The organism is Streptomyces hygroscopicus subsp. hygroscopicus, from assembly GCF_001553455.1.
GTDB lineage: Bacteria > Actinomycetota > Actinomycetes > Streptomycetales > Streptomycetaceae > Streptomyces > Streptomyces hygroscopicus.
Genome location: NZ_BBOX01000289.1, coordinates 1 through 12852 on the forward strand (window position 1 = coordinate 1; position 12852 = coordinate 12852).

10 protein-coding genes are annotated in these 12852 nt (G+C 73.6%); 5 read left to right on the forward strand and 5 right to left on the reverse strand.

Translation table 11 applies throughout. From position 1 onward, the window contains the following. Positions 1-99: 99 nt before the first annotated feature. Complete coding sequence (locus AXW62_RS27180) at positions 100-1614, reverse strand: S1 family peptidase (RefSeq protein ID WP_252368749.1); 1515 nt, start codon at positions 1612-1614, stop codon at positions 100-102. Positions 1615-2207: 593 nt separating this feature from the next. On the opposite strand from AXW62_RS27180, the gene AXW62_RS27185 reads away from it, so the two are divergent. Beyond that, positions 2208-4049, forward strand: a complete 1842-nt coding sequence (locus AXW62_RS27185; RefSeq protein ID WP_060946838.1) for a pectate lyase-like domain-containing protein — start codon at positions 2208-2210, stop codon at positions 4047-4049. A gap of 77 nt (positions 4050-4126) precedes the next feature. Continuing rightward, positions 4127-4600 (forward strand): type II 3-dehydroquinate dehydratase, encoded by a 474-nt coding sequence (gene aroQ / locus AXW62_RS27190; protein WP_030841527.1) that lies wholly within the window; start codon positions 4127-4129, stop codon positions 4598-4600. 40 nt (positions 4601-4640) lie between these two features. Here aroQ and AXW62_RS27195 read toward each other — a convergent pair whose 3' ends face one another. Continuing rightward, complete coding sequence (locus AXW62_RS27195; protein ID WP_030841524.1) at positions 4641-5426, reverse strand: DeoR/GlpR family DNA-binding transcription regulator; 786 nt, start codon at positions 5424-5426, stop codon at positions 4641-4643. A 332-nt stretch (positions 5427-5758) separates the two neighbouring features. Between AXW62_RS27195 and AXW62_RS27200 the strand changes: the two genes are divergently transcribed. From AXW62_RS27200 to AXW62_RS27210, 3 genes are all read left to right on the forward strand, one after another. Further along, a complete protein-coding gene (locus tag AXW62_RS27200; RefSeq protein ID WP_060946839.1) occupies positions 5759-6598 on the forward strand; it encodes a class II fructose-bisphosphate aldolase in 840 nt (279 codons plus the stop codon). A 162-nt stretch (positions 6599-6760) separates the two neighbouring features. Then, complete coding sequence (locus AXW62_RS27205; RefSeq protein ID WP_060946840.1) at positions 6761-7462, forward strand: glycoside hydrolase family 75 protein; 702 nt, start codon at positions 6761-6763, stop codon at positions 7460-7462. Positions 7463-7770: 308 nt separating this feature from the next. Beyond that, a complete protein-coding gene (locus AXW62_RS27210; protein WP_060946841.1) occupies positions 7771-8235 on the forward strand; it encodes an STAS domain-containing protein in 465 nt (154 codons plus the stop codon). Here AXW62_RS27210 and AXW62_RS27215 read toward each other — a convergent pair. From AXW62_RS27215 to AXW62_RS27225, 3 genes are all read right to left on the reverse strand, one after another. Beyond that, on the reverse strand, positions 8134-9135 hold the full coding sequence (locus tag AXW62_RS27215) for a sigma-70 family RNA polymerase sigma factor (RefSeq protein ID WP_037648171.1): 1002 nt from the start codon (positions 9133-9135) through the stop codon (positions 8134-8136). The two genes, AXW62_RS27210 and AXW62_RS27215, sit on opposite strands and share 102 nt — an antisense overlap. A 115-nt stretch (positions 9136-9250) precedes the next feature. After that, the gene (locus AXW62_RS27220; protein WP_030841505.1) at positions 9251-9490 is read right to left on the reverse strand and encodes a DUF6296 family protein; all 240 of its coding nucleotides are present in this window, start codon (positions 9488-9490) and stop codon (positions 9251-9253) included. A 55-nt stretch (positions 9491-9545) separates the two neighbouring features. Next, positions 9546-12852, reverse strand: a 3307-nt coding sequence (locus AXW62_RS27225; RefSeq protein WP_252368750.1) for a cation-translocating P-type ATPase, incomplete at its 5' end; no start/stop codon positions are given.

Genomic DNA, 12852 nt, shown 5'->3' on the forward strand with positions numbered 1-12852 from the left:
GTCCATGGGCGGAATCCGTCGGCGGCGGGGGAAGGGGAGGCCCCGGGCACTGGGGCAAGAGGGCGCCCGGGGCCTCCGTTCGTGGGGTGGGCCGCCGGGTCAGTCGAGACCCTTGGCTCCACCGCTGCCGGTGGCACCGGCTCCGGCGGCGGCACCGGCCCTCGCGCCGCCTGTGTCACCCGCGCCACCCGCAGCCTGGTCCCCGGCACCCGCACCGCCCATGCCCTGGTCCCCGGCACCGGCGCCGCCCGCACCACCGGCCCCGTCACCAGCGCCGCCCGCGCCACCGGCCCCGTCACCAGCGCCACCACCGGCCCCGATCACCGCGCCGGTGGCCTCCAGTGCGGCGGTCACCGGCTGGAAGAACGTCTCGCCGCCCTGGGTGCAGTCGCCGCTGCCACCGGACGTCAGCCCGACCGCCGCGTCCTCGGCGAACATCGCACCGCCGCTGTCCCCGGGCTCGGCGCACACATCGGTCTGGATGAGGCCGTTGACGATGTCGCCGTTGCCGTAGTTCACCGTGGCGTTGAGGCCGGTGACCGTGCCGTCGGTGACCCCGGTCGTGGAGCCGGAGCGCTGCACCTTCAGGCCCACGCTCGCCTCGACGGCGCGCCCGATCTGCTGGGTGCCGCCGTCCTGGAGGTCGACCGTGCTGGACGGCTGGGTGGTGGCGTCGTCGTACATCACCAGTGCGAAGTCGCTCTCGGGGAACTGGGAGTCCCGCACCGTGCCCACCTGCTGGGCCCCCGCCTGGTCCGCGCTCCAGGTCCGGGACGCGTTGCCGCAGTGGCCGGCGGTCAGGAAGCCCGGCGCGCCGTCCACGCTGACGTTGAAGCCCAGCGAACAGCGGGCGCCACCGCCGAAGATGGCATCGCCGCCGTCGAGCCCTCCGGCCGCGGCGCCACCGCCCCCCGTGTCACCCGCACCGCCCGCGCCCCCGGCACCGCCCGCGCCCTGATTCCCGGCACCGGCACCGCCCGTGTCACCCGCCCCGCCCGCGCCCTGGTCCCCGGCACCGGCGTCGCCCGCCGCGCCGGTGTCGTCCGCGCCGCCCGCCATGTCCCCGGCGCCCGCGCCACCGCCGTTACCGTGCCGTGCTGCCGCACCGCCGTCGAACCTCTTGAACTCGCCCTTGCTGCGCTTGACGCTGACCGTGTCCGCCATCCGGTCCGTGGCCTTGGTCAGGGTGGCCCACTTCGCGCCGGTCACCGTCCGGTCGGCGGTCACCTGGACCTTGTTGGTCACCGGGTCGATCGACCAGGCGGTGCCGGGCACCGAGGCGTCGCTGCTCAGCGTTTCGGTGGCGGCCCTCAGCTCGGCCATGCTGTTCGACACGACCTTCGCCACGGCGCCCTTGGCCCGGACGGCCTCGGCGGAGTCCCGGTCCATCACGTTCATGACCAGTCGGCGGTTCGCGTTGTCGTAGTACCAGCCCGCCCCGTTGTCCCCGAGGTCCGAGGCGAGACTCCTCGCCAGCTTCACCGCGGCCGGGGACGAGAAGGTCTTGGCGCCCGACGGCTTGTCCGGGCTCGCGTTGGCGTTGGGCAGCAGAATGACCGCCGCCCCGAGAGCGGTGACGGCGGCTCCGGAAAGGGCGAGGGTCCGCTTGTTCACACGTCGGTGGCTCAACTCACTGACCTCCAGTCGGGGATGCGCGGCGGGCGTGCGCGGCGCGCCCGTTCGCGTTCCGCCACGCCCCCGCACGGGGCCACCACGTCGTACGCGGAGGCGTCGGGCCCGTTCTCACCCCTGCTCACGGTGTGATGAATGGCTGCGCCGAACGGTCCGCGAGGGTAGGCTCCGCCGGTTCGGCCGTTCGTCCCGCCTACCGGCGCTCGACGGCCCCGGTCCGGGTGTGCGGCTCCCGGACCCCGCCGGGCGCCGTCCGCTCCGGCTCGGCGGGGGAACCGCCGGTGTCTCGACGTGGCCGATACCCCATCGCGTTCGACCTCCGAAGCCTCTCCGGGCTCCATGCAGAGCGTGAGCCACCGCTCGGGGGAAGGTCACGTCAACGGGCCCGGCGCAGTGGCCCACTGATACCCACTGATGCTCGCTGATGCCCACCGAGGCTCACCGAGTGAGGGAGCACTTCAGGAACTCTGGTGCCACATCTTGACGCCCGGTTCAGACAGATGAAGCATGCATCCGCAGGAGAGCGCTCTCAATCCCCCACATCTTTCACTTCCTGAACTCAGGAGAGTAGCGTCATGACCTCTTCCCCCACGGATTCCTCCTTCCCGCGGCGGCCCGCGGTCGGCCGCCGGGCCGTTCTCGGCGCCGCGGCGGCGGCATCGGCTCCCGCCCTGCTCGGCCTGTCCGCCCCGGCGTCCGCCGCTCCGGCGTCCGCCAGCTCGGCCGCCACCCCAGCCGCCGCCCCTTCGCCGCGCAAGAGACCGCGGGCCCTGCCCGGCGGCGGCGACCTCGGCCCGAACGTCATCGTCTTCGACCCGTCCACGCCCGGTATCCAGGCCAAGCTGGACGAGGTGTTCAAGAAGCAGGAGTCGGCCCAGTTCGGCACCGGACGCTACGCCCTGCTGTTCAAACCCGGTACCTACCACGGGCTCAACGCCCAGATCGGCTTCTACACCTCGATCGCCGGACTGGGGCTGTCCCCCGATGACACGACCATCAACGGCGATGTCACGGTCGACGCCGGGTGGTTCGACGGCAATGCCACACAGAACTTCTGGCGTTCCGCGGAGAACCTCGCACTCGTGCCGGTCAGCGGCACCAACCGCTGGGCGGTGGCCCAGGCCGCGCCCTTCCGGCGGATGCACGTCCGCGGCGGGCTCAACCTGGCCCCCGACGGCTACGGCTGGGCGAGCGGCGGCTACATCGCGGACAGCCGCATCGACGGCCAGGTCGGGCCGTACTCCCAGCAGCAGTGGTACACCCGCGACAGCGCCATCGGCGGCTGGCTCAACGGGGTGTGGAACATGGTGTTCTCCGGAGTCGAGGGCGCGCCCGCGCAGAGCTTCCCCGACCCGCCGTACACCACGCTCGACACCACCCCGGTCTCCCGGGAGAAGCCCTTCCTGTACCTCGACGGCGGCGACTACCGGGTCTTCCTGCCCGAGAAGCGGACCAACGCCCGCGGTGTCACCTGGGGCAACGGCACCCCCAGGGGCACCTCGCTGCCCCTGTCGCAGTTCTACGTGGCCAAGCCCGGTGTCACCGCGGCCACCCTCAACCAGGCGCTCGCCCAGGGGCTCCATCTGCTGCTCACACCGGGGATCTACCACCTCGACCAGCCGGTCCAGGTGAACCGGGCGGACACCGTCGTCCTCGGGCTCGGCTACGCCACGCTCATCCCCGACAACGGCGTCACCGCGCTGAAGGTCGCCGATGTGGACGGGGTGCGGCTGGCCGGTTTCCTCATCGACGCCGGACCGGTCAACTCCGCCACCCTGCTGGAAGTCGGCCCGCAAGGGGCCTCGGCCGACCACTCGGCCAACCCCACCACGGTCCAGGACGTGTTCATCCGCATCGGCGGCGCGGGCCCCGGCAAGGCCACCACCAGCATGGTGATCAACAGTCGGCACACCATCGTCGACCACACCTGGGTCTGGCGCGCCGACCACGGTGACGGTGTCGGCTGGGAGACCAACCGCGCCGACTACGGGGTCCGGGTCAACGGCGACGACGTCCTGGCCACGGGCCTGTTCGTGGAGCACTTCAACAAGTACGACGTGCAGTGGTACGGGCAGCGCGGCCGGACCATCTTCTTCCAGAACGAGAAGGCGTACGACGCCCCGAACCAGGCGGCCATCCAGAACGGCTCCGTCAAGGGCTACGCGGCCTACAAGGTGGCGGACTCGGTGACCGCGCACGAGGGATGGGGGCTCGGCAGCTACTGCTACTACAACGTCGACCCGAGCATCGTGCAGCACCACGGCTTCGCCGCGCCGGACACGGCGGGGGTGATGTTCCACCATCTGCTGGTGGTCTCCCTCAGCGGCAACGGCCAGTACGAACACGTCATCAACGACACCGGATCTCCCACCTCGGGCACCTCCACCGTGCCGTCCACCGTGGTGTCCTATCCCTGATCTACGATTCCTCGCGGGCCGGTGTCCCCGGCCAACCCTCCGCGAAGAGCCGACCGCCCAGGAAGGACCACCACGCCATGGCCACCACCCCCGTGCGGGACCGTTCCACGATCATGGTCCTCAACGGACCCAATCTGAACCTCCTGGGCCGTCGGCAACCCGAGATCTACGGCACCGACACCCTGGCCGACGTCGAGAAGCTGGTCGCCGAGACGGCCGCCCCGCACGGTCTGACGACCGACTGCCGGCAGAGCAACCACGAGGGGCAGCTGATCGACTGGATCCATGAGGCCCGGGAGCGCCACGCGGCGGTCATCATCAACCCCGCCGGCTACTCCCACACCTCCGTCGCCCTGCGCGACGCCCTGGCCACCTGCGACGGTCTGCCGATCGTGGAGGTGCACATCTCCAACATCCACCAGCGGGAGACATTCCGGCACCACTCCTATGTCTCCGCGCTGGCCAGCGGGGTGATCGCCGGATGCGGTGTGCAGGGCTACGCCTTCGCCGTCGAGCGGGTGGCCGCGCTGCTGGCCGCCGCCAGGGCGTAGCCACCCGGCGCGTCGGCGCCTTTGATCGGGTGCCGGTGGGTCAGGCCCTGATCACACGGACACCGGCCTCGGCGTACGGGGCGACCAGCTCTTCATCGGCGCCGGTGTCCGTGACCAGCACATCGATGTCCTCCAGCGCGCAGATCCGGGCGAACGCCCGGCGGCCCAGCTTGGAGCTGTCGGCCACGACCACCACCCGGGCGGCCCGGCCGGCCATGAGGTGGTTGATGCTGGCCTCGCCCTCGTGGTGGGCGGTCGCTCCCTGGGTGGTGTCCAGCGCGTCCACGCCGAGGATCGCCAGATCCAGCGAGACCTGGTCCAGCACACCGGTGGCCAGCGGCCCCATCAGCTCGAAGGACTGCGGCCGGGCGACCCCGCCGGTGAGCACGATCTTCACCTGGGGGCGCACCGCCAGCTCACTGGCGATGTTCAGGGCGTTGGTGACGACCGTGACGGCCGGGCCGCCGCCCGGCGCGGACAGATCGCCGCGGATGGAGATGGCGCGGGCGACCTCGGTGGTGGTCGTCCCGCCGTTGAGCCCCACGATCGCCCCGGGTTCCGCGAGACGGGCCGCCGCGGTGGCGATCCGCTGCTTCTCCGACGCACGCCGGGCGGACTTGTAGCGCAGCGGAAGGTCGTACGAGAGGTTGTGCGCGACCGCGCCGCCACGGGTGCGGGTCAGCATCTGCTGCTGGGCGAGTTCATCCAGGTCACGCCGGATGGTCGCGGCGGACACCGCCAGCTCGGCGGCCGCCTCCTCGACGTCTATCTTCCCGTCCCTGGCCAGCAGATCCAGCAGGGCGTTCCAGCGCTCGGGCCGTTTCACGCCGATCACCCTACCCCGCGCTCATGCACTCTGGACTTCCATGCGCGATTCTGCGCACTATCAGCTCGTACGAAACAACTCCGCGCATCATAACCGGGGGCCATCCGGGCGACGAGGGGAGTCCCATGAGCCACACCGAGGCCGAGACGGGGCTCGCCCCCGGCGAACCGCGCCATCTCAGCCGCTCGCCGATCCTCGGCTGAGCGGGGCGGGCGGAGGGCGGAAACCGGCACACCACGGAAAACGGACCGGACACCGGAACGGGCACACCACAGGAACAGGCCGGACACCGGAACGGGCCGGACACGCGAACAGGCGGAAGGAGCCGGGGGATGCCGCTGGTGGCCACCGGGGAGATCGTCGGAACGGCCGTACGGGCCGGGCTCGGCGCGGGCGCGTTCAATGTCATCCAGATCGAGCACGCCCAGGCGATCGTGGCCGGGGCGGAGGCAGCCGGCGCGCCGGTGATCCTGCAGATCAGCGAGAACGCGGTGCGGTACCACGGCGCCCTGGCCGCGATCGGACGGGCGGCCGTGGAGGTGGCCCGCGCGGCGCGGGTGCCGGTGGCCGTGCATCTGGACCATGCCACCGGACCGGAGTTGGTGCGGGAGGCGGTGGAACTCGGCTTCGGCTCGGTGATGTTCGACGCCTCGGCCCTGGACTACGACGGCAATGTGGCGGCGACCGCCGAGGTGGCGGCCGACTGCCACGCCCACGGGGTGTGGGTGGAGGCCGAGTTGGGCGAGGTGGGCGGCAAGGACGGCGTCCACGCACCGGGCGCCAGGACCGACCCGGCCGAGGCCGCCGCCTATGTGGCGGCGACGGGCGTGGACGCGCTCGCGGTCGCGGTGGGTACCTCGCACGCCATGGTCGCCAAGACGGCGGTGGTGGATCTGGCGCTGGTCGCGGCCCTGCGCGCGGCCGTGTCCGTACCGCTGGTGCTGCACGGCTCCTCCGGGGTGCCCGAGGCGGATCTGACCCGGGCGGTGGAGGCGGGGCTGACGAAGGTGAACATCGCCACCCATCTGAACGTGGCCTACACCCGGGCGATCCGCGCCCACCTCGCCGACCACCCCGAGGTGGTCGACCCCCGCCGGTATGTCGCGGCGGGGCGTGACGCGGTGGCACGGGAAGTGACCCGACTGCTGGGGCTGGTGCGGGCCACGCGCTGACCCGGCCTGCCGACAGCCGTACCGGACGCCGCCGGGCCGGGCGCCGCCGGGCCCGGCGGGACGCGCGGCAGATTCCCGTCCGCGGGAGGTATTGACATGATCTCATCAATTCGCCCACGATGCCGGTGAGGTTAGGAAAGGTTCCTAACAAAGGGGTGTCCTATGCGCAAGCGTTTCGCTTTCGTGCTCGCCACGGCCGGTCTGCTGGCCGGTTCCGTCACCGCCGGCGCCCATGCCACCACCCGGGGCCCGGCGCCGGCCCCCGCGTCCGCCCAGGAGGGCACCGTCACCGCGGCGCAGCTGCTCGCCAAGGTGCGGAGCTGTTCGCAGATATCCAGCGGCAAGTACCGCACCGACGAGGACACTTCGGCCACCGTCCCGGTCTGCGGGGCCAACGGGGCGGTCTTCTGGAAGGCCGACATGGACATCGACTGCGACGGCCAGGTGACCTCCCGGTGCAACGGGGACACCGATCCGTGGTTCCAGGACGACACCGCCTTCCACCAGTCGGACGGCAAGCCCCTGATCGCCGACAAGCTGCCCTATGTCGTGGTGCCGAGCCCCAGCTCCACCTGGGACTACACCGCGTCCGGCATCAAGGGCGGCGGAGTGGTCGCGGTCGTCTACAACAACAAGGTCCAGTACGCGGTGGTCGGCGACACCGGTCCGACCAAGATCATCGGCGAGGCGTCGTACGCCACGGCCAGCGCGCTCGGGATCGACCCCGACCCGGAGACCGGCGGCGCGGAGTCGGGGGTGACGTACATCCTCTTCAAGAACTCGTCCGTGTCCCCCATCGAGAACCACGACAAGGCCGTCTCGGTCGGCGACGGGCTCGCGAAGCAGTTCATCCAGAACAACTGACCCCGCCGCCACCGGCGGTGGCCGGGCTCCTGGTGGCCGGGCCCGTGGTGGCCGGGCCCGTGGTGGCCGGACCCGCGGTGGCCGGACCCGCGGTGGCCCGGCTCCTGGTGGCCGCGCCCGCGGTGGCCGGGCCCGTGGTGCACGGCAGTCGGTAGCCGTAGCCGTGCACCACAGCCGTCGCGGGTGCGCACGGAGCGTGCGGGCGTCGATGCCCGCCGCCTGGTCCCGGACGGAGGGGTCGGGTCAGCCGATGATTTTTCCCCCGCCGGGCGGTCTTCACCGGTGAACCCCACGACAGGAGGTGGACGTTGGCCGGTCCCGAGCCCGAGAACCCGCCCGCACCGTCCCCGGCCACGCCGTCCCCGGCCATGCCGTCCCCGGCCATGCCGTCCCCGCCCGCGCTGGTCCTGAGCCAGCCGGTCACCCGCGCCGAGGTGGAGCGGCTGTGCTTGCGGCTGAGCGCGCTGGTGGGCGGGCCCGGACCGGGGTCGGTCGCCGTGGATGTGGGCGGGGTGCGCGGCCCGGACCTGGCGGTGGTCGAGGCCCTGGCCCGGCTGCGGCTGACCGCCCGTCGGCTGGGGTGCGGGATCCAGCTCCTCAACGCCGGCGGCGAACTGCGGCGGCTGCTCGCCTGGACGGGGCTGGACGAGGCCCTGACGGCACCCGCGCCGTCAGGCCGCGCCCCGGGGCCCGAGCCGCGCGGGGAGGCCGAACAGCGGGAAGAGGCGCTCGGTGTCCAGGAAGGAGTTGAGCCCCGTGATCCGGCCGCCTGATATCTCCAGGACCTGGAGCGCCCAGGGCTCATAACAGCCGTCGGCGCCGCCCGGACGGTACTGACCGAAGGCGGGCATGCCGTTGGCCACCGTGGGGACCAGGCGTGAGCCGCGGCAGCCGATGCCGTGGCCCAGCAGCCACTGACGGATGTCCTCGCGACCGCGCAGCCACAGCTCGTACGGCGGCATGGAGAGCGTGGCGTCCTCGTGCAGCAGGGCGGTGAGGGAGTCCAGGTCATAGCGCTCGAAGGCGTCCACATAGCGGGCCAGCAGCGCCTGCTGCCCCGGGTCCAGCGGCCTGACCGGGTCGGAATCGCTGATCTCGCTCGCGGCGAGGGTGGCCCGCGCACGCTGCAGCGCGCTGTTGACGGACGCGACGGTGGTGCCCAGCAGCTCGGCGACCTCGCTCGCCTTCCAGGCCAGCACCTCGCGCAGGATCAGCACCGCCCGCTGGCGGGGCGCCAGGTGCTGCAGCGCGGCGATGAAGGCGAGCCGCACCGCGTCCCGCTGGGCCGCCACCTCGGCGGGGTCTCCCCCGTCCGACAGCACCTGGCCGTCGGGGACCGGCCCGATCCAGGTGGCCTCCGGCCGCTCGGCGAGAGTGGCCGGGAAGGGGGTGGCCGGGGAGGTCAGATCCATGGGGCGGGCCCGCCGCTTGCTGCCGCCCAGCATGTCCAGACAGACGTTGGTGGCGATGCGGTAGAGCCACGACCGCAGCGCGGACCGGCCCTCGAAGCGGTCCAGGCCCCGCCAGGCGCGCACCATCGTCTCCTGCACGGCGTCCTCGGCCTCGAAGGCGGAGCCCAGCATCCGATAGCAGTAACCAGTCAGCTGCGCGCGGTACGGCTCCAACTGGAGCTCGACACCGGCCGCGCGGTCCACCGCCGCCACATCACTCATCGCCGCACCTCATCGCTTTTCGGACTCCCGTGGGTGAGAAACGTAGCGGTCACCACTGACAACGGCGCCGACCTGCGAAGACGAACACATGCCCCGGGGGTGGCGGGCGGGTGGCTCAGGACACCGGGCGGGCGGTCACCGTGGCGGCGTGCACCTGGTGCCCGCCACTGGCGATCATCCGCACCTCCGCACGGTCACTGATCTCCGCCCGGACGATGCCGGTGTCGTCCGCGTACACCGGGTGCCCGCCGGGACCGCTGCTCTCCGTACGGTGCACCACCACGACGTCCGCGGCCCCCGGGTCCGGGGTGGTCGTATCCACGAAGACCAGCTCGTACCGCTCTCGGCTCCGCATCACACTCTCCTCGCCACCGACCCGCCCCTGTCGTACCAAACCGGGAAATTCCACACTATCGCTCGGAACCGGCGGCGCAAGAGGGTTCGCTGCCCGCCTCCGCAACGGTTCCAGCGGTGCCGCCGGTGGAACCGTCGGCACCAGGCCCACCGGCCCTGCCAGCCCCAGCAGCCCCGCCAGCCCCACCGGCGGCACCAGCCCCACCGGCGGCACCGGCGGCACCGGCGGCTTCCGCCGCGGCGGGGGCCCGCTCAATCCGCAGCAGCGGCGCCAGGAGGGGGCCGAAGAGCGTGGCCACGCCGATGGAGCCCAGGGTGACGGCCCAGGCGACCGGGCCGAGCGGGGTGCAGTCGAAGAACTGGCTGACGCCCGGGGTCTGGATGATGATGGCGAGCACCGCGGCGGAGCCCAGACCGGCGATCAGGACGTGCCGGTCCAGACCGCCCGTGGTCAGGGTCTGCGCCAGCTGCGTGCCGACCAGGGCGGCGAGCGCCACCGTACCGGCCCGGCGCCTTCTGCCGGTGATCCGGGCCCCGGCCCACGCCAGTCCGGCCCCGGCGGCCGTGATGACGCCCCGCAGCAGCATCTCCTTGGTCAGCGCCGCGCCCAGGGAGCGGCTGGGGCCCTCTTTGAGCAGCCGTTCGCCGGTGTGCCCGGTCGGCTCGCGCACCGCGATGGCGAGCGCGGGCGCGAGGTCGGTCAGCAGGTTGACCAGCATGATCTGGCGGGCGCTCAGGGGTGTGGAGCCGGTCAGGGCGGAGGTGGCCACGCTGAAGGTGACCTCGCCGAAGTTGCCGCCGATGAGGATGGCCAGGGCCGTGCGGACCGAGGCCCACATGGCGCGCCCCTCCATCAGGGCCGAGACGATCGTCTCCAGGCGGTCGTCGGTGACGACCAGGTCCGCCGCGGCGGTGGCGGCGGGGGTGCCGCGCCGCCCGAGGGCGATCCCGATGTCCGCGAGCCGGATGGCGGGGGCGTCGTTGGCGCCGTCCCCGGTCATCGCCACCACCCGGCCCAGGCGCTGGTACGCCTGGACGATGCGGACCTTGTGGTGCGGGCTGCACCGGGCGATCACGTCCACCGTCGGCAGCAGTTCGTCCAGCCGCGCGTCGTCCATCTCGTCCAGCTCCGGACCGGTGCACACCACCGGTTCGGGGACGTCCATGACACCGGCCGCGATGGCGTCCGCGGTGGCGGGGTGGTCGCCGGTGATCATCATGGTCTGCACCCCCGCCTCGCGCAGCCGCGCGGCGGCGGGCGCGGCGCTGGTGCGCACCGGGTCGGCGATGGCGATGAAGCCGAGGAAGTCCAGGCCCCGTACGGTCTCGTCGGTCAGCTCCTCCCCCTCCCGCATCGGGCGCTCGGCCACCGCCAGCACCCGCCGTCCGGCACCGGCCAGTTCCTCCGCCGCCTCGGCCAGTTCCCTGATGCCCTCGGCGTCCAGTTCGGTGGCCCGTCCGGTGCCCGGTGCGCGCCGCCGGGCGACCCGGCCCAGGACGCCCTCGGGCGCCCCCTTGACGCTGAGCAGCACACCGTGCGCGGTGCGCCCGGCGGTGGCGTGGTAGGCGCGGGAGGGTTCGAAGGGCAGCGCGTCGGTACGCCGCCAGCGGGGCGCTCCGCGCCGCACCCCGACCCCGGCCCGGCGCGCCCCGGCGCTCACCGCGCGGTCGGTCTGGTGGGCCATGGGCTCGGCCTGGCGGGCCGGCGGGGTCGCGCGCAGGGCGGCGGCGAGCACCGCCTTGCGGGGCGCGTCGAGCCGGTCGGCGGGCAGCGGGCCGTCGCCGTCGCTGACGGCCGCGAGCTGGAGGGTGCCCTCGGTGAGCGTCCCGGTCTTGTCGAAGCACAGCACATCGGCGCGGCCGAGCGCCTCGATGGTGCGGGGGTTGCGGACCAGCGCGCCGCGGTCGGCCAGCCGCCGGGCGGCGGCCAGCTGGGCGGCGTTGACCAGGAACGGCAGCCCTTCGGGGACGGAGGCGACGGCGAGGTTGACGGCCGAGGAGAGGTTCTTGGTGAGCGGGCGGCCGTGCAGCAGCCCGGCGCCGGTGACCGCGGCGGCGGACCCGAGCGCGATGGGCACGCTGGAGCGGGTGAGCGCGGTCAGCCGCGCCTCGACACCGGTGACCGGGGCGGCCTGGCGGGCAGTGGCCAGGCTGCGGCCGACCTCGGTGGCCGGTCCGGTGGCCACCACCACGGCCACGGCCCGCCCGGCGGAGACCGTGGTGCCCTCGTAGAGCATCGACCGGCGCTGGGTGATGTGCCCGCCGACGACCGGCGCCGGGTCCTTGGCCACCGGGAGGGATTCGCCGGTCAGCGGGGACTCGTCGACCTCGAGACCCTCCGCCTCCAGCAGCCGGCAGTCGGCGGGCACCACGTCCTCCGGGCCCAGCACCACGATGTCGCCGGGAACCAGGTCCCCGGCGGTCACCAGGCGTTCGGTGCCGCCCCGGCGGACCCGGGCGCCGATCGCCGAGCGGGCGAACAGCTCGGACAGGGCGTGCTCGGTCCTGACCCGCTGGAATCCGCCGACGAGGGCGGAGGTGGCGGTGATGGCGGCCACCAGCGCGGCATCGGTGCGCGAGCCCACGGCGGCGGCCAGGGCGGCACCGGCGGCGAGTACCGGGGTCAGCGGGTTGGCCAGCTCCTCGATGAACGCGGCGGGCAGGCTGGTGCCGGTGGGTTCGCCCCGGCGCGGCCCCTGCCCGGAGCGGGCGGCCGCCTCCTCCGGCGTCAGGCCGTCGGGCCCGGTGCCCAGGCGCTCCAGTACGCGGGGCACGGGCATCAGATGCCAGGGGGTGGTGGTCACCGGAGGGTCCATGGGGCGGGCCAGGAGCTGGCGCACCCGCCAGTTGCCCAGGGCGAAGGCCAGGGTCCCGGCGGTGGTGCCCGCCGCCGCGCCGCGTGCGGTGGCCTGGTCCGGGGGCGCCTGGAGGGCGGCCACCGCGCCGATGGCGCTGCCGCCCGCGGACAGCAGGGCGCTCTCCCGGTCGACCCGCGCGGCGACTCCCACGGCGTCCACGATCAGCCCGGCCGACTCCAGGTCGGCGCCGACGAGCAGATGGGCTCCCCAGGCCGGGGGCTCGCCCTCGCGGTGCACCCCGACACCGCAGTCGGCCGCCCCCAGGGCGCGGCGGTTGCCGGAGAGCACCAGCACGACCGCGCCGTCGGCCTGGAGGGAGCGTACCGAGGCCACGAGCCGGCCGCCGGCGGGCGCCACCGCGTCGGCGAAGGTCAGGCCCGCCGGATGCGGCCGGTCGGTGGCCAGGACGATGCGCGCCCCCGCCCGGCGGGCGGCGGCGGCCACGGCCTCCGCGCCCGGGACGGTCTGCGGGGCGAGGCCCACCACCGCCTGGAGCCTGCGGCCC